Here is a 25,747-nt window from a genome sequence, read left to right on the forward strand (position 1 = left end):
GGCGTGGGAGCTAATAACTCCTGCCGTGCAAGCAACTTACGCCCCTAGTTGCACGCATGCAAGCAAGTAGGCGCGGGGAGGCAGAGGCAAGGGCGAAATGGGCCGGATCGCACCGCTGTCCGGGCCACTACTTGCTTGCTAGCGTGTATGTATGCCGACAACGAAGAGTGGCCCCGCGCAGAAGGCGAGCCGGGCGTATCGCTTTGCGGAGTACATCCGCCCCGCCGTCCTGGCTGCCGGGTATGACATCGACAGCCCGCGTGGTGGCGGAAGGAAGGAGCTGGCCGACGCTACCGGGATGTCACCATCCAGTGTCGGGCGCATGCTCGCAGGGCAAACGCTGCCTGACCCGGTACACCTAGAGCGGCTGGCCGAGGTGTTGCAGCTTCCGCTAATGGAGATGCTGATCCGCTCTGGCGTAGTGTCCGCGCGGGCTGGGCAGGCGGCCAAGCCATCCACCCAGCACCCGCCGCCGAACACACCCCTCACGCCAGAGACGGCCGCGCGCCTGCTTGGTATCCGAAGCCCGGACCGAGTCCAGATGTTCGCAGCTATGGCCCGAACTCTGGTTGATCAGGAGCGGGCCGAGGAAGGGCGCCGCACCGAGGCGGAGGTCTGAATGCTCATGCCGGGCAAGGGTGGGCCCTCGTCCCTCCGGAAAGTGGTTCTAAAAGAAAAGCGCAATGCTGGCATCGCACTCGGTGTCTTCATATTTGTGCTTAGCGTCCTCGTGGTGCCGCTGGCCACCGCCGTAACCGATGAGTCGGAGGGGCCCGCACCGTTGTTCCCTCAAGGCGGAGATGCTTTGCCTTGGGTGCTAGCCGGAGCATTGCTGGTGCTCTTCGCTGGAGTCTTCTTCGTTGGGTCGGAATGGCGGCGCTTCAAAAGCGCGATCAGTCGCTCTGGAGCCGATACGCGACAGTCGGAAATCCAAGAAGAAGCGATGGCGCAGGCGCTTTGGGAAATGCGTCAGGAGGACGCCAAGAGGATGGAGGAATGGAAGAGTGAGAAGACTGCAGAGCTGTACTCACAGATCATGGAACAGTTGGACCGAGGCGTGATCACCTGCCCAAAGTGTGCTGGCGAGGGTGGAAGTCACCGTACCGGGGGTGACTTGCGTTGAAGGTCTGGAAGGAACGGACTGCGAACTACACGCTCGGTATGCAGTGGCTTCTCTCGGGGTGGCGGGTCTGGGCCTTCATACCCTTCTACCTCCTCCTTCTCGCGGCAGGCCTGTGGAATGCGCAGCTTCCACCGGTTCTGGAGGAGAAGCTGGGAACCGAACCGGCCAACTTCATCGCCATTGTTGTTGCTAACGCAGGTGCAATCTGGGCCATCTGTCTTAAAGGGCGTGAAGTCCGTAGAGGAAAGGAGCGGATGAAGGTAGTTGACGAGTACTTGGCCATACGTGAAGAGAGAATGGCGATCGAGTTCTCTGACCTATGTGATCGCTTTCTGGAGGAGCAAGAGCGGTGGCGCAGCGAGACCATGGCGAGCCTGTACGAGCAGATACTTGACCAAGTGGAGCGAGACGTGTTGAAGCCGCGCGAGTACCCGCGGGAAGCTGACTAACCGAGCTTGCTTCCTCGCCTCCACTCGAACACCACAGCGTCGTAGTCGAAGTACCCGCCGTCAGGCATCCGCCCAGGCCGCGGTTTCACCAGCGTGACCTCGACCAGCGACCGCAGCACGTTCCTCTGCTGCTCCAGCTCCAGCGCCTTCCACGCCTTCCGCACGTCTGGCGCCCCCACCAGGCCGACGAGCGGGTCCAGCGTCGCCGCACTGGCCAGCTGCTGCGTCACACCGTCCAGCTGCGCACGCGCCGTGTCCGTGCCCTGAGTGAACTGCACCATGTCGATCGTTCCGGCCCCGAACAGGGCCGCGAGGTCCGTCATGCGCCGGCGGATCTGCTCGCTCTCCACCTGCAGCGCGGCGACGTCCACATCGGCTGGGCCGGGCAGCAGCAGGCCGTGCGCGTCCGGCCGTGACAGCCGCTCGACGATGACATCCTCGACGTACTGGTCGACGATCTCGGCACGCCGGCCGCCGCCGTGCCCGGTCTGGCACCGGTACGACGGATACATGCGGCCGCCGGACTGGGTGACGTACATGAAGTGCGGGCAGTCTCCGCGGCCGCACCGGTACAGGATCGATCCCAGCCATTTCGGGGTGGCCCCGGGGGTCGTGGTCCGGGATGGGTCCTTCAGGATCGCGCAGACGGCCCTGTACTTCGCCTCGTCGACGATCGGCTCCCACTTCCCCCGGCCGACCTCCTCGCCCCTGTAGACGGCGATCCCGGCGTTCCTCGGGCGCAGCAGCATGTCCCGCATGTCGGTGTGCGTGACGGGGTTTCCGCGGGTCGTGGTGACGCCCTTGTCGGCGCACCACTTCACCAGCGACCGGATCGACCCGCCGGACAGGATCGTGTCGGTCCAGAAGCGGAGGGATTCGGCCTCTTCGGGCACGGCCTTGAGCATGTCGAGCTCGGGCTCCTCGGTCTCTTCGCCGGTCTTCCGGTCCACTTTCGTGCGCATCGCCCCCGTGGGCAGCCCCCAGCCGAACGGGCGGATGCCGCCCATCCACTCACCGTTCAGGGCTTTCTGCCGACGGGCTCGGGCGACGCGCTCCCCCTTGTGCTCGGACTCCTGGCGGGCGACGGCGCCGAGGATGCGCGCGGTCATCCGTCCGGAAGGCGTGGCGAGGTCGATGTTCCCGGCCTGCACCGTGTGGGTGGAGATGCCTCGGCGCTCGGAGAGGTTGATGTACTCCTCCAGCTCGGTGGGGGAGCGGTGCAGTCGGTCGGTGTGCCAGACGACCACGACGGTCGCCTTGCCCTCGTCGAGGTCCGCGAGCATCTGCCGGTACGCCGGCCGCCGCTTCCCGGAGAACGCGCTCACGTCGTTGTCGACGTACACCTCGAGGACGTCCCAGTCGTTTCGCCGGGCGAGGGCCTCGCAGTCCTCGCGCTGGCGGTCGACGCCGAGGCCGGCGCCGGTGCGGTCCTGGCTGATGCGGCAGTAGATGACGGCGCGCGTCCGGGCGCCCTCCGTTGGAGTGGACTTCATGTCCCGAGTCTGCCGCAACAGTGGTGTCTTTGTTCAGGGTTCGGGAAGACGACTCTGCTGAGCGCGCTGCTCGGGCTGGTCGGGCCGGGCGAGCGGATCGTGCTCGCCGAGGACTCGGCGGAGCTGCGGCCCGACCATCCGCACGTCGTACGCCTGGAGGCCAGACCCGCAAACCAGGAGGGCGCGGGCCTCGTCACGCTCGAGGACCTGGTGCGTCAGGCGCTGCGGATGCGGCCGGACCGGTTGGTCGTGGGCGAGGTGCGCGGACCCGAAGTGGTGCATCTGCTCGCGGCGTTGAACACCGGCCACGACGGCGGCGGAACGGTGCACGCCAACGCTGCCGCCGACGTCCCCGCCCGGTTGGAGGCGCTCGGCACGGCCGCCGGGCTCGACCGGGCCGCGCTGCACAGCCAGTTGGCCGCGGCCCTGTCGGTGGTGCTGCACCTGGCGCGCGACCGCGCCGGTCGGCGACGTATCGCCGAGGTGCATGTGCTGGAGCGGGACGCGGCGGGTTTGGTGCGGACGGTGCCGGCGCTGCGGTGGGGCGCGCGGGCGTTCGTGCCCGAGCGGGGCTGGGAGCGGCTGCGGGAACTGCTGCGCGAGGACTGCCTGGAGGCGTCCGGAGGGACCGCTTCCGGCGAAGGACGAGACGGAGAGAGCGCGTGGTCGTGATGAGTGAGATGTGGGTGGCGGCGGCCCTGGTGTGCGCGGCGGTGGGCGCCTGGCTGGCCGGCGAGTGGCAGTCGGGGGCGCGGCGGGCGCAGTTGCTGCTCGCGGGCGGCGGGGTGGTGGGCACGGGTCCGCCCAAGTGGCCCCGGGCGGGCTTCCGTCTGCATGAAGTCCGTGAGCGGATGCGGCCCGAGTGGTGGGCGCCGGCCGCGGGGCTGGTGTTGGCCGTGCTGGGCGCCTCGGCGCTTCCGGTGCTCGCGGGGGCGGCAGGGCTGCCGTTGCTGCGGCGGGCGCGGCTGGCCCGGGAGGCGCGGCGTGCCCGGGAGCGCCGTGGGGACGCGGTCATCGCCCTGTGCGGGGTGCTCGCCGGGGAGGTGCGGGCCGGACGACAGCCGGGTGAGGCGCTGCTGCGGGCCGCACACGAGTCCGGCGGCCTCGGGGAGGCGCAGGCCGCGGTCCTGGCGGCGGCCCGGTTCGGCGGGGATGTGCCCGAGGCGCTCGCGGTCGCGGCGCGCCGTCCAGGGGCCGAGGGGTTGCTGGGACTCGCCGCGTGCTGGCGGGTGGCCGTGGACCAGGGCGCGGGCCTCGCCGCCGGGCTCGACCGGCTCGAAGGGGCGTTGCGGGCCCAGCGGGACCAGCGCGCCGACCTGCGAGCCCAGTTGGCGGGCGCGCGCTCCACGGCCGTGATGCTCGCGGGGCTGCCGGCGCTCGGGTTGTTGCTCGGTACGGCCCTCGGCGCCGACCCTTTGCGGGTGCTGCTGCACACCGGTGCCGGGCTGGGGTGCCTGCTGATCGGCGGCGTGCTGGAGGGCGTGGGCCTGTGGTGGGCGCTGCGGATCGTCCGAGGGGCGGAGGCGGCATGAACGAGGAGATCGTCCACAGGCTGTGGGCTGTGCTGGGCCTGGGACTCGCGATGGTCTGGGCCGCCCATCGACTGTCCGGTGTGCGGCACGAGCGCAGGGTCCGGCGCCGGCTGGCCGAGCTGCTCGCCGCGGAGGCGGCGATGGGCCGGAGGTCGCGTCCCCAAGTGCCCTTGGCTGTACGGAGATGGCTGGTACCGGCCGGTGTCGCATGCGCCGGATGGGTGCTGGTCGGAGGGCTCCTCGGGGTCCTGGTCGGGCTGGCCGGCGCGGCCCTGCTGTGGCGCCGGCGGTTGCGGCAAGTGCGAGCCGACGACAGCGCAGAGGGTCTCGACGCCGGGCAGGCGGCCCTGGGGGCCCGCCAACTCCCGCTCGCCGCAGACCTGCTGGCCGCCTGCATCGCGGCCGGCGCCGGTCCGGTACTGGCGGCACAGGCGGTGGGGGAGGCGCTGGGCGGGCCCGTCGGGGAGGCACTCGCGCGCGGTGCGGCGGAGGTGCGGCTCGGCGGAGAACCGGCCGAGGCCTGGCGCCGGCTCGCCGCGGTGCCGGGCGCGCAGGGCCTGGCGCGGCTGCTGGAGCGCGCCGATGTCTCGGGGCTTCCGGCGGCCGGGCCCGTCGCCCGGATCGCGGCGGACGCTCGCGCGGACTGGACCCGCACCGCGACCGCACGCGCGAGACGCGCAGCCGTCCTGGTCACCGCGCCGGTGGGGCTGTGCTTCCTGCCCGCCTTCATCGCGGTCGGCGTGCTGCCGGTGGTGATCGGGCTGGCGGGCGAGGTGCTGGGAGGAGGCCGGTGACGGACGGATCGAAGCAGTGGCAGTGGCAGTGACAGCGGTTGTGGAACGGAACGGGAAGCTCATGGAGGTCGGGATGTACGCAGTGGTTCGGGCGCGGCTGGATGCCCTGGTGTGCGGGATGCGCGGCTGGTGCCGGTCGCGGCGGCGGGACGCGGGGATGGTGACGTCGGAGTACGCGCTGGGCATCGTCGCGGCGGCCGCGTTCGCGGTGGTGCTCTACAAGGTCGTCACCAGTGGGCAGATCACCGCGGAATTGCAGGCGATCGTGAAGAGGGCGCTCGATGAGGGGGCGTGAGCGGAGGTCGGACCGGGGGTTCGTGACGGCGGAGTCGGCCGTGGTGCTGCCGGTGCTGGTGATGTTCGCGCTGGCGCTCGTGTGGGGGCTGCTCGTCGTGGCCGCGCAGATCCAGTGCATGGACGCGGCCAGGACGGGTGCCCGCGCGGCGGCCCGGCAGGACCCCGAGGACGCGGTCGTCGAGGTGGCGCGAGGCGTGGCGCCGCCAGGTGCGCGGGTGACTGTCACCCGGGAGGGTGAACTGGTCCGTGTCGTCGTGGTGGCCAAGCCGCGTGCCCTCGGCGGCCTGCCGTTCGAGGTACGGGAGGAGGCCGTGGCAGCGGCGGAGGAGATGGTGGGGGTGGCCTCGTGAAGGCGTACGGCTCCGACCGTGGGTCCGCCACCGTCTGGAGCCTCGGGGCGATCGCGGTGCTGTGTGTCGTCTTCGGCTTCGTGCTCGCCCTCGGGCAGGCCGTCGTGGTGCGGCAGCACGCGGCCCGCGGTGCCGACCTGGCGGCACTGGCCGCGGCGGACCACTGGCCGGATGGCAGTACGGCGGCCTGCGAACACGCCGCCAGGGTGGCCCGCGCCCAGGGCGTACGACTGGTGCGGTGCGCCCTGGACGGCGAGATCGCGGACGTGTCGGCCGCGTCCGCGCGGGGCCCGTTCTCGGCGGAGATCAGATCCCGGGCGGGCCCTGCGGGGACGGACCTACGGGCCCCAAGCCCTCGCTAGGGCCCTCAGCCGCCCACTGCGGGGAGCGCGCCCTGAGAAGGGCGGCCCCAAGCCCACGCGACGGCCCTCAGCCGCCCTCTGCGGGGCGCGCGCCCTGAGAAGGGCGTTCACGGACCACCTCGGCCTGGCTCGGCCTCTCCGCCCCTCCTGGCCCCTCCGCCTCACCCGGCTTCTCCGGCGGAGCCCCCCGCAGCAGCACGGTGAGCAGTCGCACGGCGCCCCGCTTGTGCAACGGATCGTTGCCGTTGCCGCACTTGGGGGACTGGATGCAGGACGGGCAGCCGGCGTCGCACTCGCAGGAGGCGATGGCCTCGCGGGTGGCGGTGAGCCAGGCGTGGGCGGTGTGGAAGGCGCGCTCGGCGAAGCCCGCGCCGCCCGGGTGGCCGTCGTAGACGAAGACGGTGGGCAGCAGGGTGTCGGGGTGGAGCGGGATGGACACGCCGCCGATGTCCCAGCGGTCGCAGGTCGCGAAGAGGGGCAGCATGCCGATCGACGCGTGCTCGGCGGCGTGCAGGGCGCCGCCGACGATCTCCGGGTTGATCCGGGCCTCGTCCAGCTGGTCCTCGGTGACCGTCCACCACACCGCGCGGGTGCGGAGCGTACGAGGAGGGAGGTCGAGTTTGGTCTCGCCGAGCACCTCGCCGGTGATGAGGCGGCGGCGCAGGAAGGAGACGACCTGGTTGGTGACTTCGACGGAGCCGTAGCAGAGGCGGCCGTCGCCCCACGGGATCTCGATGTCCGTGTCCAGGACGGAGATGGCGGTGGTGTCGCGGGCGACGGTGGAGTACGGCGGGTTGGCCTCCTCGACCAGCGCGACCGAGTCGTCCAGGTCGAGGGAGCGGACCAGATAGGTGCGGCCCTGGTGCAGGTGGACGGCGCCCTCGTGGACGCTGGCGTGGGCGGAGCCGGCGTCGACGGTGCCGAGCAGGCGGCCGGTGCCCGCCTCGACGATCTGCACGGGGCTGCCGCCCTCGCCGCGGATGTCGGTGAGATCGGCGGCCCGCTCCCGGCGCGTCCAGTGCCAGGCCTTCGTACGGCGGCGCAGCAGCTTGGCGGCCTCCAGCTGCGGCAGAAGGTCGGCGGCCGCGGGGCCGAACAGCTCCAGGTCCTCCTCCACCAGCGGGATCTCCGCGGCGGCCGCGCACAGGTGCGGGGCGAGCACGTAAGGGTTGTCGGGGTCGAGGACGGTCGACTCGACCGGCCGGTCGAAGAGGGCCTCGGGGTGGTGGACCAGGTAGGTGTCCAGCGGGTCGTCGCGGGCGACCAGTACGGCCAGGGCGCCCTGGCCGGAGCGGCCCGCGCGGCCGGCCTGCTGCCACAGGGACGCGCGTGTGCCCGGGTAGCCGGCGATCAGGACGGCGTCCAGGCCGGAGACGTCGACGCCGAGTTCGAGGGCGGTGGTCGCGGCGAGACCGAGGAGCTCGCCGGAGTGCAGGGCCCGTTCGAGGGCGCGGCGCTCCTCGGGGAGGTAGCCGCCTCGGTAGGCCGCGACACGCCCGGACAGGGAGCGATCGATCTCGGCCAGCCGCTCCTGGGTGATGACCGAGATCAGCTCGGCGCCGCGCCGGGAGCGGACGAAGGCGACGCTGCGGATGCCCTGGAGGGTGAGGTCGGTGAGCAGGTCGGCCGTCTCGGCGGTGGCCGTACGGCGTACAGGAGCGCCCTTCTCGCCCTGGAGTTCGGTGAGTGGCGGCTCCCACAGGGCGAACACCAGCTCCCCGCGCGGGGAGGCGTCGTCGGCGACCTCCACCACCGGCAGCCCGGTCAGGCGGCGCCCGGCCACGGCGGGCTCGGCGGCGGTCGCCGAGGCGAGGAGGAAGACGGGGGAGGCGCCGTAGCGCGCGCACAGACGGCGTAGTCGGCGCAGCACCTGGGCGACGTGGGAGCCGAAGACGCCGCGGTAGGTGTGGCACTCGTCGATGACGACGTACTTCAGCGACTTCAGAAAGGAGGACCAGCGGGGGTGGGACGGGAGTATGCCGCGGTGCAGCATGTCCGGATTGGTGAGGACGTAGTTGGCGTACTGGCGGATCCACTCGCGTTCCTCGAACGGCGTGTCGCCGTCGTACACCGCGGCGCGCACGGCGTTGCCCAGCGGCTGGGCCAGGGCGCGCACGGCGCGGCACTGGTCGGCGGCCAGGGCCTTGGTGGGGGCCAGGTACAGGGCGGTGGAGCCGCGGCCGTTCGGGGCCTCGGAGCCCTCCAGGAGGGCGGAGAGCACCGGGGCCAGATAGGCCAGCGACTTGCCCGAGGCGGTCCCGGTGGCGACAACCACCGAATCGCCGTCCAGGGCGTGCTCTGCGGCCCGCGCCTGATGCTCCCAGGGGTGTTCGATGCCCGCCGCCTGGATGGCCGCGATCACCTCCGCGCGAATCCGATCAGGCCAGACGGCATGGCGACCCTCCCTCGGGGGCAAGTGCTCCGTATGAGTGATGCGCGAAGCCCGGCTCGGACCCGAGGCGAGCCGGTCCAGAACCGTGCCAGGGGACGGGCGGAGTGCGGGGTCCGTCGAGGGTCGATCGGATCGGTGATTCTTGGCCATCGGCACCGAGTGTGTCACTGGCGTGACGGACAATGGGCTCAAGGCGTCGTGCACGCCTGCCGGTAAGTGATTGAATGCCATCGCGGCTGGCGAACCGTCCTGGGGGCTTCAAGCCGAGTGCCCCCTAGGGGCGACCGCTCGATAGCAAGGTGCTGGAGGATCCGTGGACCTGTCCCTGTCGACCCGTACCGTCGGCGATCGTACGGTCGTCGAGGTCGGTGGCGAAATCGACGTATATACCGCGCCCAAGCTGCGCGAGCAGCTGGTCGAGCTGGTGAACGACGGGAATTTCCACCTCGTCGTCGACATGGAGGGCGTGGACTTCCTCGACTCCACCGGTCTCGGCGTACTGGTCGGCGGTCTCAAGCGCGTGCGTGCCCATGAGGGCTCGCTGCGCCTGGTGTGCAACCAGGAGCGCATTCTGAAGATCTTCCGCATCACCGGCCTGACCAAGGTGTTCCCGATCCACACCTCGGTCGAGGAAGCGGTGGCGGCCACCGACTGATCTCCCGAGCCGGGTCCGTGTGGCCCGGCTCGGCACAGTTCAACCGGGGGGCCGGGCGTTCGGCGGCCGGCCCCTGACCGCACGCCCGTAGTTTTCGAGGGGGATGCATGGCCACCGTCGAACTCCGCTTCAGCGCGCTGCCCGAGCACGTGCGGACCGCCCGGCTGGTGGCGGCCGCGGTGGCACGCAGGGCCGGAGTGGACGAGGCCGTCCTGGACGAGGTGAGACTCGCCGTCGGTGAGGCTTGTACGCGCGCTGTCGGGCTGCACCAGAGCTCCGGGATCACCGCGCCGGTGAAGGTGCTGCTGATCGAGGAGGAGAAGCAGTTCTCCATCGAGGTCGGCGACGAGGCGCCGCGCTCGGCCCCTGGCGATCGGGCACCCGGCGCCGCCGGCGAGGACGCCGATGCCGAGGAGGACGAGATGGGCCTCGCGGTCATCAGCGGCCTCGTCGACGACGTGGAGGTCACCGCCGGGGAGCACGGCGGCCAGATCAAGATGACCTGGCCGACCGCACAGCCCCCGCTGACGCCTCTGTCCTGACCCCCGCGACGCAGAGTCATAGGGCCCCGCCTCGGCGGGGCCCTTCTGCATGCCATGCCTGTCCGTCTGTGCCCGTGCGTGTCCGTGCGGGGTCTGTGCGTGTGCGGCTGTCAGTGCCCCCGCCTACAGTGGTTGCGTCAGGAGTTCCTACCGATCCGTACTGTTCCAGGCGGTGCCTTTCGTGAATTCATTCACGATCCTGGTGCTTGAAAAAATGGATCAAGGCGAATGCCTTCAGGGCATTACTGCTTGAATGCAAATTCCGTTTACCGCGCACTGTTTTGATCAGGTTCCGGTACCTACAATCCGTCCACATCTTGAGCTCAGCCCAAGCGTCAAGGAGGACGAATGGCGGGGCTTTCTACCCCTCATCAGCTGGATCACTCCACAGCCTTCGCAGCCGCAGTCCTGACCGACGGCAACCGTGTCCTGGTGGTGGTCATCGCGGTCGTCGCGCTGGCCGCCCTGGTGGTCGCGGGGATGTTGTTGCGCCAGGTGCTCACGGCGGGCGAGGGCACCGACAGCATGAAGGAGATCGCCGCGGCGGTCCAGGAAGGCGCCAACGCCTATCTGGCCCGGCAGCTGCGCACGCTCGGCGTATTCGCCGTCGTCGTGTTCTTCCTGCTCATGCTGCTGCCCGCGGACGACTGGAATCAGCGTGCCGGACGATCGGTGTTCTTCTTGATCGGCGCGGCGTTCTCGGCAGCCACCGGCTATATCGGCATGTGGCTCGCCGTACGCAGCAATGTGCGCGTCGCGGCCGCGGCGCGCGAGGCGACACCGGCGGAAGGCGAACCGGAAAAGGATCTCACCGAGGTCTCGCACAAAGCGATGAAGATCGCTTTCCGCACGGGTGGCGTCGTCGGCATGTTCACGGTGGGGCTCGGTCTGCTGGGCGCCTCCTGCGTGGTGCTGGTGTACGCGGCCGACGCGCCGAAGGTGCTCGAGGGATTCGGTCTCGGTGCCGCGCTGATCGCGATGTTCATGCGTGTCGGCGGCGGCATCTTCACCAAGGCCGCCGACGTCGGCGCCGACCTGGTCGGCAAGGTCGAGCAGGGCATCCCGGAGGACGACCCGCGCAATGCCGCGACCATCGCCGACAACGTCGGCGACAACGTCGGCGACTGCGCCGGCATGGCGGCCGACCTCTTCGAGTCGTACGCCGTGACGCTGGTCGCCGCGCTGATCCTCGGGAAGGCGGCCTTCGGCGACTCCGGGCTCGCCTTCCCGCTGCTCGTGCCCGCCATCGGGGTGATCACGGCCATGATCGGCATCTTCGCGGTCGCGCCGCGCCGGGCCGACCGCAGTGGCATGTCCGCGATCAACCGGGGCTTCTTCATCTCCGCGGTGATCTCGCTCGTCCTCGTGGCCGTGGCCGTCTTCATCTACCTTCCGAGTTCGTACGCCGAGCTGAACGGTGTCACCGACACCGCGATCCAGGGCAAGGGCGGCGACCCCCGGATCCTGGCGCTCGTCGCGGTCGCCATCGGCATTCTGCTGGCCGCCGTCATCCAGCAGCTGACCGGCTACTTCACCGAGACCAACCGCCGCCCGGTCAGGGACATCGGCAAGAGCTCGCTCACCGGGCCGGCCACCGTCGTCCTCGCCGGCATCTCCGTCGGTCTCGAATCCGCCGTCTACACCGCCCTGTTGATCGGCCTGAGCGTCTACGGCGCCTTCCTGCTCGGCGGTACGTCGATCATGCTGGCGCTGTTCGCGGTGGCGCTTGCCGGCACCGGCCTGCTCACCACGGTCGGCGTCATCGTCGCCATGGACACCTTCGGGCCGGTCTCCGACAACGCCCAGGGCATCGCCGAGATGTCCGGGGACGTCCAGGGCGCGGGCGCGCAGGTGCTCACCAACCTCGACGCCGTCGGCAACACCACCAAGGCCATCACCAAGGGCATCGCCATCGCCACCGCCGTCCTCGCGGCCTCCGCGCTCTTCGGCTCGTACCGCGACGCGATCATCACCGGCGCGCGGGACGTGGGCGAGAAACTCGGCGGCGAGGGCGCGGCCATGACCCTCTCCATGGACATCTCCCAGCCCAACAACCTCGTCGGTCTCATCGCGGGCGCCGCGGTCGTCTTCCTCTTCTCGGGGCTGGCGATCAACGCCGTGTCGCGGTCGGCGGGTTCGGTGGTCTTCGAGGTGCGCCGGCAGTTCCGGGAGCGGCCCGGGATCATGGACTACAGTGAGAAACCGGAGTACGGCAAGGTCGTCGACATCTGCACCAGGGACGCGTTGAGGGAACTCGCCACGCCCGGGCTGCTCGCCGTGATGGCGCCGATCTTCGTCGGGTTCACGCTCGGCGTCGGCGCGCTCGGCGCGTTTCTCGCGGGCGCGATCGGCGCGGGCACGCTGATGGCGGTGTTCCTCGCCAACTCCGGTGGCGCGTGGGACAACGCCAAGAAACTGGTCGAGGACGGCCATCACGGCGGCAAGGGCAGCGAGGCGCACGCGGCGACCGTGATCGGTGACACGGTCGGCGACCCGTTCAAGGACACCGCGGGACCCGCCATCAACCCGCTGCTGAAGGTGATGAACCTGGTGTCGCTGCTCATCGCACCGGCCGTCATCAAGTTCTCCTACGGCGACGACAAGAGCATCGGCGTCCGCATCCTGATCGCGGCGCTGGCGTTCGTGGTGATCGTCGGCGCGGTGTACGTCTCCAAGCGGCGCGGCATCGCCATGGGCGACGAGGACGGGGCCGACGCCTCGCCCAAGTCGGCGGACACCGCGGTGGTTTCGTAGTCCGTTGTACGACACCTGCTCCAAGGGGCGGGCGGGCAGCGCGCTTTGACGTGCCGTCCGCCCGCCCCGCATGGTCGGCAGGTCCCTTCGTGAGGCTTCTCTCTCTTGGTGCAAATGGCTGCAATACCGGACAGAGTGGATGCTCATCATGCGGGTGTCGCCCGTTTGGCGTGTATGTTCCGGGGCCGAGAGCCATGGAAGGGACCAATCCGGTGAACAAGAAGCTCGCGGCCGCACTGTCCGGCGGTGCGGTACTGGTACTGGCGCTGTCGGGATGCAGCAGCGACGACGGCGACGAGAAGCTGAACGCGTGGGCCAAGCAGGTCTGCGACGCCGTCCAGCCGCAGGCGAAGAAGATCGAGACCGCCAACAACGCGATCAAGAAGGAAGCCTCGGACAACAGCACCCCGGCCGAGGTCCAGAAGGCGGACTCGCAGGCCTTCCAGGACATGTCCGACGCCTACAAGGCGATCGGCGCCGCCGTGAGCAAGGCCGGCGCGCCCGACGTGGAGAACGGCGAGAAGAAGCAGCAGGACGCGGTCAAGGAGCTCAACTCCATCTCCGCGTCGTACGCCTCGCTGAAGAAGCAGGTCGACGCGCTGAACACCAAGGACCAGGCGAAGTTCGCCGACGGCCTCAAGGATGTCGCCACCGAGCTCGACAAGCTCAGCAGGAGCGGCAACGACGCCCTGACCAACCTGGAGGAGGGCGAGGTGGGCCAGGCGATGGCCGAGCAGCCGAGCTGCCAGCGCGCCTCCGCGCCCGCGTCGGCCCCGGCGACCAAGAGCTGAGCCAGACCTGAGCAAGAAGAGCTGAGCCAGAAGAGCTGAGCAAGAAGAGCTGAGCCAGAGCTGATCGAGCGCTGAGAGGCGTGAGGAGCTGAGCCTTCGGCGGAGGGCCGTCACAATGGGGACGTGAGTGAAGCCACCCTGTCCCCCCTGCCCTCCGCCGACCGCGCCGACGTCGCCGTACGGCTGCGTGACGCCCTGCTCGCGGCCGACTTCACCGCCGACGGGTTGCTCGAACTGCTCGGAGCCCCCGCCTACGCGGCCCTCGCCCGCAGCGAGACCGTGCCCGCGCTGCGGGCCACGCGGGGCGACACGCCCCTGGAGCTGCTGACCCGGCTGTTCCTGCTCCAGCAGCCGGTGCCGCAGGCGCGCGTGGCGGGCGTTCTGCCCGTCGCGGAGTGCCTGGACAGCGGGTGGCTGGTGGCGGCCGGTGACGACGAGGTCGCCGCGACCGTCGACGTACGGCCGTACGGCGGACCCGGTGGCGAGGACTGGTTCATCGTGTCCGACCTGGGCTGCGCCGTCGGCGGGGCGGGCGGCATCGGAAGCCGTCACGAGGAAGTCGTCCTCGGGGTCGGCGGTGCCTCCACCACCCTCGCGGGCATCACCGTCCGCACCCCTGTCGCCTCCGCCCTGGACCTCGGCACCGGGTCCGGCATCCAGGCGCTGCACGCCGCCCAGCACGCCACGCGCGTGACGGCGACCGACCTCAACCCGCGTGCCCTGCACATCACCGCGCTCACGCTGGCGCTGTCCGGCGCGCCCGCCGCCGATCTGCGGGAGGGCTCTTTGTTCGAGCCGCTGCCGGAGGGCGAGAAGTACGACCTGATCGTCTCCAACCCGCCGTTCGTGATCTCGCCGGGAGCCCGGCTGACGTACCGAGACGGCGGCATGTCCGGGGACGATCTGTGCCGTTCGCTCGTTCAGGGAGCAGGGGAACGGCTGAACGAGGGCGGGTTCGCGCAGTTCCTCGCCAACTGGCAGCACGTGGAAGGGGAGGACTGGCAGGACAGACTCAGGTCATGGGTGCCGCGCGGGTGCGATGCCTGGATCGTGCAGCGCGAGGTGCAGGACATCACTCAGTACGCCGAGCTGTGGCTCCGGGACGCCGGTGACCACCGCGGCGACCAGGCCGAGTACCAGGCGCGGTACGACGCGTGGCTGGACGAGTTCGAGGCCCGCAAGGTCAGGTCCGTGGGGTTCGGGTGGATCACCCTGCGCAGGACGGACGCGGCCGTGCCCTCGATCACGGTGGAGGAGTGGCCGCACCCGGTCGAGCAGCCGCTCGGCGACACCGTGCGCGCGCACTTCGAGCGCCTCGACTATCTGCGCGGACGCGATGACGCGGCCCTGCTCGAGGAGCACTTCAGGCTCGCTGGAGAAGTCGTGCAGGAGCAGGTCGGGCTGCCCGGCGCCGAGGACCCGGAGCATGTCGTACTGCGGCAGCACCGCGGCATGCGCCGTGCCACCAAGGTCGACACGGTCGGCGCGGGCTTCGCCGGCGTCTGCGACGGCACGCTGAGCGCGGGCCGCATCCTGGACGCCATCGCCCAGCTGGTCGGCGAGGACCCGGTCCTGCTGCGCGACCGTACGCCTGCGCAGATCCGGCTGCTGGTCGAGCAGGGCTTCCTGGAGCCGGGGGTCTGACGGGGCGGGCCTCCGCGCGCTGACCTTCGCTGCTCGGCTCCGATCCGTGGCCCGCCATTCGACCCGCGGCCCGCTGTTCGGGGCGTGACCCACTTCTCGGCTCGCGCCCCGCTGTTCGGCCGGCGACCCGCCGTTCGACTCTGACCGGCGACCTGCGACCCACCGTTCGACTCTGACCGGCGGCCTGCGACCCACCGTTCGACTCTGACCGGCGACCGGCGACCGGCGACCGGCGACCCCCGACCGGCGACCCCCGACCCCCGCCCCCCGACCTCCAGGATTCGGGGCGTCCATACGACGACTTCACGTCGATCTCGGCCGCCCCGAGGACGCGGCCGGGACCGTGGGAGTCGACCGCTCCACCCGGCGGTGCCCGCGGAAGGGCACGCGCATCGCCGTGTCGATCGCCCGTTCACCCAGGGTTCGCCTGGACGCAGCCCGCGCGTGTCAGTCTCGCGGCGACTGGGCACGCGGTGCGGGAGAAAAGGGACGGGGCGGCCATGGAGAGCGGACCGGCGATCTTCGCGGGAGGGGTGTTCGCCCTGTTCGGCGTTGGCCTGCTGGCTTGGACGGGGGTGCGGGTCCGGCGCGGCGAGCCGGTGGCGGACGGGGTGGGGCCCGTGGCGTCGGCCACTGTCTCCGGCGTCGTGGCGCTGCTCGCGCTGGCCCTCGGCGTGTGGTGCTTCACTCGGTTCTGAGGGGGCAGGTGGGTGTGAGGGCTGTCGCGCCGTCGGGTCGTAGGCCTCCGGGCCGCGATGCGGAGGGCGCCGGTCCGATGGCGGCGTAGACGCAGGTCCGGGCGTCGGGAAGGCCTCCGGGAGGTGGCCGGGACGTGACGTTCGGACGGCGCGGGGGCGGCTGCTCCGCAGTAATAGGGAGGACGGGTTCCGGAACGCCCGGAATGAGCCGCTGGACACTCCGGGCGGCAGGAAGGGCGGTAGTCGGGTTACCGTTCGAGTGGCCGTTGCGGGCTTTTCCCGTTTGACACGGGGGCGGGATGTACCGTCACACTCCGCAGCGTCACCACCCCGACCCCGGGAGCAAGGCCTGGGGAGGCCCCAGCGTCGACCGGAGAGAAGAGCGAAGTTGTCCCCGACCAGCGAGACCGCGAAGGGCGGCCGCCGACTCGTCATCGTCGAGTCGCCTGCCAAGGCGAAGACGATCAAGGGCTATCTGGGCCCCGGATACATCGTCGAGGCGAGCGTCGGGCACATCCGCGACCTTCCGAACGGCGCCGCGGAGGTGCCGGAGAAGTACACCGGCGAGGTCCGCCGCCTCGGTGTGGACGTCGAACATGACTTCCAGCCGATCTATGTGGTCAACGCCGACAAGAAGGCACAGGTCAAGAAGCTCAAGGACCTGCTGAAGGAATCCGACGAGCTCTACCTCGCCACCGATGAGGACCGCGAGGGCGAGGCGATCGCCTGGCATCTCCAGGAGGTGCTCAAGCCCAAGGTCCCGGTCAAGCGGATGGTCTTCCACGAGATCACCAAGACCGCGATCCAGGCCGCCGTGGCCAACCCGCGCCAGCTCAACCAGAAGCTCGTCGACGCGCAGGAGACCCGCCGCATCCTCGACCGTCTGTACGGCTACGAGGTCTCGCCGGTGCTGTGGAAGAAGGTCATGCCGAAGCTGTCGGCGGGCCGCGTCCAGTCCGTCGCGACACGTCTCGTGGTCGAGCGGGAACGCGAGCGCATCGCGTTTCGTTCTGCTGAGTACTGGGACCTGACGGGCACCTTCGCGACCGGCCGCGCGGGAGACTCGTCGGACCCGTCGTCGCTGGTCGCCCGCCTGCAGACCGTCGACGGCCGTCGGGTCGCGCAGGGCCGCGACTTCGACTCCGTGGGACAACTCAAGAGCGCGAACACCCTCCACCTCGACGAGGCGACCGCCCGCGCCCTGGTCACCGCTCTGGAGAACACGCAGTTCTCCGTGCGGTCCGTCGAGTCCAAGCCGTACCGCCGCTCGCCGTACGCCCCGTTCCGTACGACGACGCTCCAGCAGGAGGCGTCGCGGAAGCTCGGCTTCGGCGCCAAGGCGACCATGCAGATCGCCCAGAAGCTGTACGAGAACGGCTTCATCACCTACATGCGTACGGACTCCACGACGCTGTCGGACACCGCGATCGCGGCCGCCCGCGCCCAGGTCACGCATCTGTACGGCGCCGAGTACCTGCCGGACGCCCCGCGCACCTACGCCGGCAAGGTCAAGAACGCGCAGGAGGCGCACGAGGCGATCCGTCCCTCGGGTGATCGTTTCCGCACGCCCGCCGAGACCGGACTGACCGGTGACCAGTTCAAGCTCTACGAGCTGATCTGGAAGCGGACCGTCGCGTCCCAGATGAAGGACGCCACGGGCAACTCCGTCACCGTGAAGATCGGTGGCGCCGCCGCCGACGGCCGGGACGTCGAGTTCAGCGCGTCCGGCAAGACCATCACCTTCCACGGCTTCCTGAAGGCCTACGTCGAGGGCGCCGACGACCCGAACGCCGAGCTCGACGACCGCGAGCGCCGGCTGCCGCAGGTCGCCGAGGGCGACCGGCTGAGCGCCGAAGAGATCACCGCCGACGGCCACGCCACCAAGCCCCCGGCCCGCTACACCGAGGCGTCGCTGGTCAAGGAGCTGGAAGAGCGCGAGATCGGCCGCCCGTCGACGTACGCGTCGATCATCGGCACGATCCTCGACCGCGGCTATGTGTTCAAGAAGGGCACGGCGCTCGTGCCGTCCTTCCTGTCCTTCGCCGTGGTCAACCTCCTGGAGAAGCACTTCGGGCGGCTCGTCGACTACGACTTCACCGCCAAGATGGAGGACGACCTCGACCGCATCGCCCGCGGCGAGGCCCAGTCCGTGCCGTGGCTGAAGCGCTTCTACTTCGGCGAGGCCAACGGCATCGGCGGCGCGGCCGAGGCGGGCAACGGCGACGGGGACCATCTCGGTGGCCTCAAGGAGCTGGTGACCGACCTGGGCGCGATCGACGCGCGCGAGGTGTCCTCGTTCCCGGTGGCCAACGACATCGTGCTGCGGGTCGGCCGCTACGGCCCGTACATCGAGCGCGGCGAGAAGGACACCGAGCAGCACCAGCGCGCCGACATCCCGGACGACCTGGCGCCCGACGAGCTGACGGTCGAGCTGGCCGAGGAGCTGCTGGCCAAGCCCAGCGGCGACTTCGAGCTGGGCACCGACCCGGCCACCGGGCACCAGATCATCGCCAAGGACGGCCGCTACGGCCCGTACGTCACCGAGGTGCTCCCCGAGGGCACCCCGAAGACCGGCAAGAACGCGGTCAAGCCGCGCACGGCCTCGCTGTTCAAGTCGATGTCGCTGGACACGGTGACGCTGGACGACGCGCTCAAGCTGATGTCGCTGCCGCGCGTGGTCGGCACGGACGCCGAAGGCCAGGAGATCACCGCGCAGAACGGCCGCTACGGCCCGTACCTGAAGAAGGGCACGGACTCGCGTTCGCTGCAGTCCGAGGACCAGCTCTTCATGATCACGCTCGAAGAGGCGCTGGAGATCTACTCCCAGCCCAAGCAGCGCGGTCGCGCGGCCGCCAAGCCGCCGCTGAAGGAACTGGGCACCGACCCGGTGAGCGAGAAGCCGGTCGTGGTCAAGGACGGCCGCTTCGGCCCGTACGTCACCGACGGGGAGACCAACGCGACCCTGCGCTCCGGCGACAGTGTCGAGACGATCACCCCGGAGCGCGGCTTCGAGCTGCTCGCCGAGAAGCGCGCCAAGGGACCCGCCAAGAAGACGGCGAAGAAGGCGCCCGCGAAGAAGGCGACTGCGACGAAGAAGACCGCCGCCAAGAAGACGACGGCGACGAAGAAGACGGCCGCCAAGAAGACGACCACGGCCAAGAAGGCCACGGCCGCGAAGAAGGCGACCGCCGCCAAGACGTCCTCGGAGGACTGAGGCCGTCCCAGGAGGGTGGCCGCGGAGCCACTGCCTGTTCGCTGAGCGAACGCCCCGGTACCGCTGCGGTGCCGGGGCGCTCGCGCGTTCGGGCACCGCCTCGGAGTGTCGGTGCGTCCCGATAGGCTGAACGCATGACGCGAGCCGAGCAGCCAACGGCCCACCACCCCGCCCCCGACGATGCCCTGGTCGCGGACTCCCGCGAGCGCGCCGTCCGCGCCCTGCTGCGCACTCCCCAGTTGAAGCGACTGTGGAGCGCCCAGCTGGTGGGAGGTGTCGGCGACACCCTCGCCCTGCTGGTACTGGTGCTACTCGCGCTCCAGGCGGCGATCGCCGAAGGCTCCTTCGGCGGCGGCTACCGGGGCGTGGCGTTCGCAGTGGCGACCGTCTTCGCGGCGCGGGTCCTCGCGACGCTCCTGTTCGGCGCGGTCCTGCTCGGACCGCTGAACTCCCTCACGTCCCAGGAGGGCCCGCTCGACCGCCGTTGGACCATGGTCGGTGCGGACGGACTGCGGGCGGCGCTGCTGATCGTCGCCCCCCTGTGGATCGACTGGACGCCGGACAACGCGCTGGCCGCCCTCCTCGTCACCGTCTTCCTCACCGGCGTCGCCGAGCGCCTGTGGACGGTGTGCCGGGAGGGTGCGGCCCCGGCGTTGCTGCCCGCCCCGCCGCCGGAGGGCGCGACCGTACGGCCGCTTCCCGACCACATGGACGCCCTGCGCCGTCTTTCGCTGCGTACGTCCTTCGTGGCGATCCCGCTCGCGGCCGCCGGGCTCGTCGCCGCGGCCCTGCTGAACAACCTGCTCGGCTCGGGCCTCGACTGGTTCGCCCAGCACCAGGCGGCGCTCGCTTCGTACGTCGCGGCCGGGCTGTTCGCCGCTTCCCTGTCCGTGGTGGTCTTCCTGGAGCTGCCTGCCACGCGCACCCCGCGCGCGCGGTCGCCGCTGGAGGGGCTGCGCCGTCCTCGTACCGCTGAGGGCGCCGACAAGGGCCGTACCGGCGCGCTCCCGCTGCTGGTTCTCACCTGCGCCGCCGTCGCGGGCGCGGTGGCGGCCGCCGTCGCCGTGTCGGTGCTGCACGCCAAGGACCTGGGCGGCGGTCCGGTGACGTACGGCCTGCTGGTCCTGGCGCTGACCGGCGGAGTCGTCGTCGGTATCCGTACGGCGCCCAAGGCGCTGGTCTCCCTGTCGCGGCGGCGCATGCTGGCGCTGGCGACGGCCTTCACCGGCGTGGCGCTGCTGGCCGCGGGCCTCGTCCCGGACGTCGCCACCGTGGTGCTGATCGTCGGCCTGGCGGGCGCCGGCGCGGGCATGGCCGCCAACATCGGGCACGCCCTGCTCGACCAGGAGGTCGAGGAGGCCCGCCGCACGCGCACGACCGGGCACCTGCACGCGGTGGTCCGGGTCTTCGTGGCGCTCGGCGTGCTGATCGCGCCCGTGGTGGCGGCGCTGATCGGGCCGCACCGGCTGGAGAACGGCAAGTTCGTGTTCGCGCACGGCGGTGCCGCCTTCACCCTGATGCTCGTCGGCGCGCTGCTGCTGCCCGTGGCCGCGCTGGTGCTGGCCAAGCTCGACGACCGCTCCGGCGTGCCGCTGCGCCACGACCTGAGGGACGCGCTGCTCGGCGGCGACGACCCCGTGCAGGCGCCCGCCGCGGCCGGCTTCTTCATCGCCCTGGAGGGCGGTGACGGCGCCGGGAAGTCCACCCAGGCCGAGGCGCTCGCCGAGTGGATCAGGGCCAAGGGCCACGAGGTCGTCCTCACCCGCGAGCCGGGCGCCACACCCGTCGGCAAGCGGCTGCGGTCGATCCTGCTGGACGTGTCCTCGGCCGGGCTGTCGCACCGCGCGGAGGCCCTGCTGTACGCGGCGGACCGCGCGGAGCACGTCGACACCGTCGTACGGCCCGCCCTGGAGCGCGGCGCTGTCGTGATCACCGACCGGTACATCGACTCCTCGGTGGCCTACCAGGGCGCCGGCCGTGACCTGTCCCCGACCGAGATCGCACGGATCTCGCGCTGGGCGACTAACGGGCTCGTGCCGAACCTGACGGTGCTCCTTGACGTGTCGCCGGAGACCGCGCGCGAGCGGTTCACCGAGGCGCCGGACCGGCTGGAGTCGGAGCCGGCCGAGTTCCACGCGCGCGTGCGCTCCGGTTTCCTCACGCTGGCCGCCGCCGATCCCGGCCGCTACCTCGTCGTGGACGCCGGGCAGGAGCCCGAGGGCGTCACGACCGTGATCCGGGCCCGGCTGGACCAGATGCTGCCGCTGTCCGAGGCCGAGATCCAGGCCCGCGAGGAGGCGCGCCGCAAGGCCGAGGAGGAGGCCCGCAGGAAGGCCGAGGAAGAGGCCGCCCGCAAGGCCGAGGAGGAGCGCCTGGAGCGCGAGCGCCAGGAGCAGCTCGCCAAGCTGCGCGCCGAGGAGGAGGAGCGCAAGCGGCGCGAGCTGGAGGAGGCCCAGCGCCGCGAGGCCGAGCGGCAGGCGGAGGAGGCGCGGCAGCGCGCCGAGGAAGCACACAGGCGGGCCGAGGAGGAACGTCAGCGTCTCCTCGCCGAGGAGCGGGCCCGGGCCGAGGCGGAGGCCCGCCGCAAGGCCGAGGAGGAACGGCGCCGCAAGCAGGCCGAGGAGGAGGCCCGGCTGCACGCCGAGGCCGAGGCACGGCGCCTGGAGAAGCAGCGCAAGGCCGAGGAGGCCCTGCTGAAGGCCGAGCAGGCCCGCCGGGCCGCCGAACAGGCCGCGGCCGCGGCGGCGGCCGGCCCCAAGACACCGGCACCGGCCCCGGCACCGGCGCCGCAGGTCGGCTCGCCGGAGGCGGTGACCGTGCCGACGCCGGTGGTGACGCCGGAGGAGGCGCGTGCGGCACGCTCGGCGCCTGCGGCGCGTTCGACTGAGGACACGGCTGTACTGCGTCCCGTGCGGGACGAGGCCGAGCCCTCGGACCGTGCCGACACCTCGGCCGCCCCCTCCACCGCTTCCGACTCCGAGGTGACGGCGGAGCTGCCGCAGCCGCCGGTGCCGCAGGGCGCGGCCGACGAGACGGCTGTGCTGCCTCCGGTGGCGCCAGGGGCCGCGGACGAGACGGCCGTGCTGCCGCCCGTCGTGCCGGGCGCGGCGGACGAGACGGCTGTGCTGCCGCAGGTGCCGGGCGGGGATCCGGCGGACCGGGTGCCGCCGGGGTTCTTCCGGGACGAGCGGTCGGGGGCAGGCCCGGACGGCTCGCAGGGCCGTACGCGGGAGCTGCCGCAGGTCGACGCCGAGGGCGCGCCGCGTCGGCGGCCGCGGTCCGACTGGGCCGAGGAGACGCCGCTGGACGACCTGCCGACGCTGGCGGACGAGCTGCTGGGCCCGCGGGACGACGAGGACGGGACGGATCGCGACGACCGCGGCCGGGGCCGTGGCGGCCGGGGGCGGCGGGGCTGAGCCCTGTGCCGTGAGTCCTGAACCCTGAGCTCTGTATGAAGCGGCGGAACTCGGCGGGGCCGGGCGCCCGGGGCGTCGGCCCCGGCTCCGACTCCGTTGGTGGGAGCCGCTGACGTTGCCGGGACCCGCTCTCAGTGGCTCTGGCCGCGACCCCGTCGGCGGGGGCCGCTGACGGGGCCGGAACCCGTTGTCAGTGGGTGCCCCCACAATGGAGGCAGCAACACGAAGCGTGACGAAAGGGCGGGGTGACCCATGACCGTGTGGGACGACCTGGTCGGGCAGGAGAAGGTGAGCGAGCAGCTCGCCGCCGCTGCCCGGGACGCCGACGCCCTGGTCACCGCGGTCGCGACCGACGCTCCGCCGCCGGAGGCGTCGAAGATGACGCACGCGTGGCTGTTCACGGGCCCGCCCGGAGCGGGCCGTACGCAGACGGCGCGGGCGTTCGCCGCGGCCCTGCAGTGCGTGAGCCCCGACCGCGCCCTCGGCGGGGTCCCCGGCTGCGGGTTCTGCGACGGCTGCCACACCGCACTCATCGGCACGCACGCCGACGTCACCACGGTCGCCGCCGTGGGCACGCAGATCCTCGCCGACGACATGCGCGACACGGTCCGCAAGTCGTTCACGTCGCCGGCGAACGGCCGCTGGCAGGTCATCCTCGTCGAGGACGCCGAGCGGCTGAACGAGAAGTCGGCGAACGCCGTCCTGAAGGCGGTGGAGGAGCCCGCCCCACGCACGGTGTGGCTGCTGTGCGCGCCCTCCCTGGAGGACGTCCTGCCCACCATCCGCTCCCGCTGCCGCCACCTGAACCTGCGCACGCCGTCGGTGGAGGCGGTGGCCGACATGCTCGTACGGCGCGAGGGCATCGAGCCCGAGGTCGCCGCCGCCGTGTCCCGCGCCACCCAGGGCCATGTCGACCGGGCCCGCCGCCTGGCCACCGACCCCGCCGCGCGGGAGCGCCGGGCCGCGGTGCTGAAGCTGCCGCTGCGCGTCGAGGACGTCGGCGGCGCGCTCAGGGCCGCGCAGGAGCTGGTCGACGCCGCCGCCGAGGACGCCAAGCAGCTCGCCGAGGAGCTCGACGGCAAGGAGACCGAGGAACTGAAGGCGGCGCTGGGCGCGGCCCAGGGCGGCCGGATGCCGCGCGGCACGGCCGGGGTGATGAAGGACCTGGAGGACAAGCAGAAGCGCCGCAGAACGCGCACCCAGCGCGACAGCCTCGACCTGGCTCTGACCGACCTCACCGCCTTCTACCGCGACGTCCTCGCCCTCCAGCTGGGCTCGCGGGTGGCCCTGGCCAACACCGACGCCGAGGACGTCCTGGAGCGGCTGGCCCGTTCCGGCACCCCGGAGTCCACCCTGCGCCGTATCGAGGCCATCAGCGCGTGCCGCGACGCGCTCGACCGCAATGTGGCGCCTCTGCTGGCGGTGGAGGCGATGACGATGGCACTCAGATCCGGCTGACCTCTCCCGCCGGGGAGGGCGTCGACCCTGGTTGACGCCGGTAACTCGTCCGGGGCACAGCGGACACGGAGAGCATCTGCGTGATCGCTTGCAGTTACGCTCGGTGGATGCACTCAAGGCGCCCCGTCCGCAGTTCCCGTACCGCCGCGCACCGCAGGTCCCGTACCGCCGCGGGTCTGTTCGCCGCAGCCGCGCTGCTCGTGTCCGCCTGCTCCTCGGGCAGCGTGTCGGGTACGTCCACCGCGGCGGCGCGGGCCGAGCTGGCGGCCCTGCCCGAGGCCACGCCGGCCGCGCTGGCGCCCTACTACGGGCAGCGGCTGAGCTGGCGCGCCTGCGGGGTGCCGGGTTTTCAGTGCACCACGGTCAAGGCGCCGCTGGACTACGCCGAGCCGGACCGGGGCGACATCCGGCTCGCGGTGGCCCGTAAGAAGGCGACGGGGCCGGGGGAGCGGCTGGGCTCGCTGCTGGTGAACCCGGGCGGGCCGGGCGGCTCCGCGGTCGGTTACCTCCAGGCGTACGCGGGGATCGGCTACCCGGCCGAGGTCCGGTCCCGCTACGACATGGTGGCCGTGGACCCGCGGGGCGTGGCCCGCAGCGAGCCCGTCGAGTGCCTGGACGGGCGGGACATGGACACGTACACGCAGACGGACGTCACGCCCGACGACGACAAGGAGGTGGACGCGCTCGTCGACGCGTACAAGAAGTTCGCGGAGGGCTGCGGGGCGGACGCGCCGCGGTTGCTGCGGCATCTGTCCACCGTCGAGGCGGCGCGGGACATGGACATCGTGCGGGCGGTGCTGGGCGACCAGAAGCTCACCTATGTGGGGGCGTCGTACGGGACGTTCCTCGGGGCGACGTACGCCGGGCTGTTCCCGGAGCGGGCCGGGCGGCTGGTGCTGGACGGCGCGATGGACCCGTCGCTGCCCGCGCGGCGGCTGAGCCTGGATCAGACGGCGGGTTTCGAGACGGCGTTCCGGGCGTTCGTGAAGGACTGCGTGCGGCAGCCGGACTGCCCGCTCGGCGGCCCGCGCACGACGCCCGAGCAGGCGGGGCGCACGTTGAAGGAGTTCTTCGGGAAGCTCGACGCGCGGCCGATTCCCGCCGGTGACGCCGACGGGCGCCGGCTCGGCGAGTCGCTCGCCACCACCGGGGTGATCGCGGCGATGTACGACGAGAGCAGCTGGGAGCAGTTGCGCGAGGCGCTGACGTCGGCGATGGAAGAGCGCGACGGCGCGGGCCTGCTGATGCTCTCCGACAGCTACTACGAGCGGGACGCCGACGGCGACTACTCGAACCTGATGTACGCCAACGCCGCCGTGAACTGCCTCGACCTGCCGCCCGCCTTCGACGGCCCCGAGAAGGTGCGCGAGTCGCTCGGCGCCTTCGAGAAGGCCTCCCCGGTCTTCGGCAAGGGCCTCGCCTGGGCCGCACTGACGTGCGCGTACTGGCCGGTCGCCCCGACCGGTGAGCCGCACCGCATCGAGGCGAAGGGCGCCGCGCCCATCGTCGTGGTCGGCACCACCCGCGACCCGGCCACCCCCTACCGCTGGGCCCGCTCCCTCGCCGGCCAGCTCTCCTCCGCCCGCCTGCTCACCTACGACGGCGACGGCCACACGGCGTACGGCCGCGGCAGCGCCTGCATCGACTCCACGATCAACGCCTACCTCCTCCGCGGCACCCCGCCCACGGACCAAAAGCGCTGCTCATAAGCACTGCCACCCGCCCCGGAGTCCCCTGCTCCGGGGGCGGTACGAAGCACCCCGGGAAACTGTGTAGACTTACC

General features: G+C 71.5%; 21 protein-coding genes. 19 read left to right on the forward strand and 2 right to left on the reverse strand.

Features of this window, described 5'->3' with window-relative positions; translation table 11 throughout:
* Positions 1-151: 151 nt before the first annotated feature.
* From ACIQ6Y_RS15450 to ACIQ6Y_RS15460, 3 genes are all read left to right on the forward strand, one after another.
* Positions 152-619: a helix-turn-helix domain-containing protein gene (locus ACIQ6Y_RS15450; protein WP_404037924.1), complete on the forward strand. Its 468-nt coding sequence runs from the start codon at positions 152-154 to the stop codon at positions 617-619.
* A 114-nt stretch (positions 620-733) separates the two neighbouring features.
* Complete coding sequence (locus ACIQ6Y_RS15455; RefSeq protein ID WP_404037927.1) at positions 734-1,123, forward strand: hypothetical protein; 390 nt, start codon at positions 734-736, stop codon at positions 1,121-1,123.
* Positions 1,120-1,572 (forward strand): hypothetical protein, encoded by a 453-nt coding sequence (locus ACIQ6Y_RS15460; protein WP_404037930.1) that lies wholly within the window; start codon positions 1,120-1,122, stop codon positions 1,570-1,572. Before ACIQ6Y_RS15455 ends, ACIQ6Y_RS15460 begins: the two co-directional genes overlap by 4 nt.
* On the opposite strand, the gene ACIQ6Y_RS15465 is transcribed toward ACIQ6Y_RS15460, so the two are convergent.
* Complete coding sequence (locus ACIQ6Y_RS15465; RefSeq protein WP_404037933.1) at positions 1,569-3,065, reverse strand: recombinase family protein; 1,497 nt, start codon at positions 3,063-3,065, stop codon at positions 1,569-1,571. The two genes, ACIQ6Y_RS15460 and ACIQ6Y_RS15465, sit on opposite strands and share 4 nt — an antisense overlap.
* 9 nt (positions 3,066-3,074) lie before the next feature.
* Between ACIQ6Y_RS15465 and ACIQ6Y_RS15470 the strand changes: the two genes are divergently transcribed.
* The 6 genes from ACIQ6Y_RS15470 (at position 3,075) to ACIQ6Y_RS15495 (ending at position 6,400) form a co-directional block, all read left to right on the forward strand.
* Complete coding sequence (locus ACIQ6Y_RS15470) at positions 3,075-3,737, forward strand: CpaF family protein (RefSeq protein ID WP_404038380.1); 663 nt, start codon at positions 3,075-3,077, stop codon at positions 3,735-3,737.
* Positions 3,737-4,597 carry a type II secretion system F family protein gene (locus tag ACIQ6Y_RS15475; protein WP_404038383.1) on the forward strand — a complete coding sequence of 287 codons (861 nt, stop codon included), beginning with the start codon at positions 3,737-3,739 and terminating at the stop codon, positions 4,595-4,597. The genes ACIQ6Y_RS15470 and ACIQ6Y_RS15475 overlap by 1 nt, the downstream gene beginning before the upstream one ends.
* A complete protein-coding gene (locus ACIQ6Y_RS15480; protein WP_404037936.1) occupies positions 4,594-5,391 on the forward strand; it encodes a type II secretion system F family protein in 798 nt (265 codons plus the stop codon). The genes ACIQ6Y_RS15475 and ACIQ6Y_RS15480 overlap by 4 nt, the downstream gene beginning before the upstream one ends.
* Positions 5,392-5,464: 73 nt before the next feature.
* Positions 5,465-5,686 (forward strand): DUF4244 domain-containing protein, encoded by a 222-nt coding sequence (locus ACIQ6Y_RS15485; protein ID WP_404037939.1) that lies wholly within the window; start codon positions 5,465-5,467, stop codon positions 5,684-5,686.
* Positions 5,673-6,038, forward strand: a complete 366-nt coding sequence (locus tag ACIQ6Y_RS15490) for a TadE family type IV pilus minor pilin (RefSeq protein ID WP_404037942.1) — start codon at positions 5,673-5,675, stop codon at positions 6,036-6,038. Before ACIQ6Y_RS15485 ends, ACIQ6Y_RS15490 begins: the two co-directional genes overlap by 14 nt.
* Entirely contained in the window at positions 6,035-6,400 is a 366-nt protein-coding gene (locus tag ACIQ6Y_RS15495) for an Rv3654c family TadE-like protein (protein ID WP_404037945.1), read from the forward strand. The genes ACIQ6Y_RS15490 and ACIQ6Y_RS15495 overlap by 4 nt, the downstream gene beginning before the upstream one ends.
* A 67-nt stretch (positions 6,401-6,467) precedes the next feature.
* Here ACIQ6Y_RS15495 and ACIQ6Y_RS15500 read toward each other — a convergent pair whose 3' ends face one another.
* A complete protein-coding gene (locus ACIQ6Y_RS15500; protein WP_404037948.1) occupies positions 6,468-9,023 on the reverse strand; it encodes a DEAD/DEAH box helicase in 2,556 nt (851 codons plus the stop codon).
* Positions 9,024-9,105: 82 nt separating this feature from the next.
* On the opposite strand from ACIQ6Y_RS15500, the gene bldG reads away from it, so the two are divergent.
* The 10 genes from bldG (at position 9,106) to ACIQ6Y_RS15550 (ending at position 25,673) form a co-directional block, all read left to right on the forward strand.
* Entirely contained in the window at positions 9,106-9,447 is a 342-nt protein-coding gene (bldG, locus tag ACIQ6Y_RS15505) for an anti-sigma factor antagonist BldG (RefSeq protein WP_010986038.1), read from the forward strand.
* A gap of 107 nt (positions 9,448-9,554) precedes the next feature.
* Positions 9,555-9,989 (forward strand): ATP-binding protein, encoded by a 435-nt coding sequence (locus ACIQ6Y_RS15510; RefSeq protein WP_404037951.1) that lies wholly within the window; start codon positions 9,555-9,557, stop codon positions 9,987-9,989.
* 348 nt (positions 9,990-10,337) lie between these two features.
* A complete protein-coding gene (locus tag ACIQ6Y_RS15515; protein ID WP_404037954.1) occupies positions 10,338-12,743 on the forward strand; it encodes a sodium-translocating pyrophosphatase in 2,406 nt (801 codons plus the stop codon).
* 194 nt (positions 12,744-12,937) lie between these two features.
* Complete coding sequence (locus tag ACIQ6Y_RS15520; protein ID WP_404037957.1) at positions 12,938-13,534, forward strand: small secreted protein; 597 nt, start codon at positions 12,938-12,940, stop codon at positions 13,532-13,534.
* Between the two features lie 123 nt (positions 13,535-13,657).
* Positions 13,658-15,178, forward strand: coding sequence for a methyltransferase (locus ACIQ6Y_RS15525; protein ID WP_404037960.1), 1,521 nt, complete (start codon positions 13,658-13,660; stop codon positions 15,176-15,178).
* 500 nt (positions 15,179-15,678) lie between these two features.
* Positions 15,679-15,876: a hypothetical protein gene (locus tag ACIQ6Y_RS15530; RefSeq protein ID WP_404037963.1), complete on the forward strand. Its 198-nt coding sequence runs from the start codon at positions 15,679-15,681 to the stop codon at positions 15,874-15,876.
* A 388-nt stretch (positions 15,877-16,264) separates the two neighbouring features.
* A complete protein-coding gene (gene topA, locus ACIQ6Y_RS15535) occupies positions 16,265-19,090 on the forward strand; it encodes a type I DNA topoisomerase (RefSeq protein WP_404037966.1) in 2,826 nt (941 codons plus the stop codon).
* 134 nt (positions 19,091-19,224) lie between these two features.
* On the forward strand, positions 19,225-22,506 hold the full coding sequence (gene tmk / locus ACIQ6Y_RS15540; RefSeq protein WP_404037969.1) for a dTMP kinase: 3,282 nt from the start codon (positions 19,225-19,227) through the stop codon (positions 22,504-22,506).
* 252 nt (positions 22,507-22,758) lie between these two features.
* Entirely contained in the window at positions 22,759-23,964 is a 1,206-nt protein-coding gene (locus ACIQ6Y_RS15545; RefSeq protein WP_404037972.1) for a DNA polymerase III subunit delta', read from the forward strand.
* A gap of 107 nt (positions 23,965-24,071) precedes the next feature.
* A complete protein-coding gene (locus ACIQ6Y_RS15550) occupies positions 24,072-25,673 on the forward strand; it encodes an alpha/beta hydrolase (protein ID WP_404037975.1) in 1,602 nt (533 codons plus the stop codon).
* The last annotated feature ends 74 nt before the right edge of the window (positions 25,674-25,747 follow it).

This window comes from Streptomyces sp. NPDC096205 (assembly GCF_044763135.1).
In the GTDB taxonomy this organism is placed as follows: Bacteria; Actinomycetota; Actinomycetes; order Streptomycetales; family Streptomycetaceae; genus Streptomyces.

Coding starts and splice junctions, on each gene's coding strand:
- ACIQ6Y_RS15450 (WP_404037924.1), top strand. CDS start 152: ATGCCGACAACGAAGAGTGGCCCCGCGCAGAAGGCGAGCCGGGCGTAT.
- ACIQ6Y_RS15465 (WP_404037933.1), bottom strand. CDS start 3,065: ATGAAGTCCACTCCAACGGAGGGCGCCCGGACGCGCGCCGTCATCTAC.
- ACIQ6Y_RS15475 (WP_404038383.1), top strand. CDS start 3,737: ATGAGTGAGATGTGGGTGGCGGCGGCCCTGGTGTGCGCGGCGGTGGGC.
- ACIQ6Y_RS15480 (WP_404037936.1), top strand. CDS start 4,594: ATGAACGAGGAGATCGTCCACAGGCTGTGGGCTGTGCTGGGCCTGGGA.
- ACIQ6Y_RS15485 (WP_404037939.1), top strand. CDS start 5,465: ATGTACGCAGTGGTTCGGGCGCGGCTGGATGCCCTGGTGTGCGGGATG.
- ACIQ6Y_RS15490 (WP_404037942.1), top strand. CDS start 5,673: ATGAGGGGGCGTGAGCGGAGGTCGGACCGGGGGTTCGTGACGGCGGAG.
- ACIQ6Y_RS15500 (WP_404037948.1), bottom strand. CDS start 9,023: ATGGCATTCAATCACTTACCGGCAGGCGTGCACGACGCCTTGAGCCCA.
- ACIQ6Y_RS15510 (WP_404037951.1), top strand. CDS start 9,555: ATGGCCACCGTCGAACTCCGCTTCAGCGCGCTGCCCGAGCACGTGCGG.
- ACIQ6Y_RS15515 (WP_404037954.1), top strand. CDS start 10,338: ATGGCGGGGCTTTCTACCCCTCATCAGCTGGATCACTCCACAGCCTTC.
- ACIQ6Y_RS15520 (WP_404037957.1), top strand. CDS start 12,938: ATGGAAGGGACCAATCCGGTGAACAAGAAGCTCGCGGCCGCACTGTCC.
- ACIQ6Y_RS15530 (WP_404037963.1), top strand. CDS start 15,679: ATGGAGAGCGGACCGGCGATCTTCGCGGGAGGGGTGTTCGCCCTGTTC.
- tmk (WP_404037969.1), top strand. CDS start 19,225: ATGACGCGAGCCGAGCAGCCAACGGCCCACCACCCCGCCCCCGACGAT.
- ACIQ6Y_RS15545 (WP_404037972.1), top strand. CDS start 22,759: ATGACCGTGTGGGACGACCTGGTCGGGCAGGAGAAGGTGAGCGAGCAG.
- ACIQ6Y_RS15550 (WP_404037975.1), top strand. CDS start 24,072: ATGCACTCAAGGCGCCCCGTCCGCAGTTCCCGTACCGCCGCGCACCGC.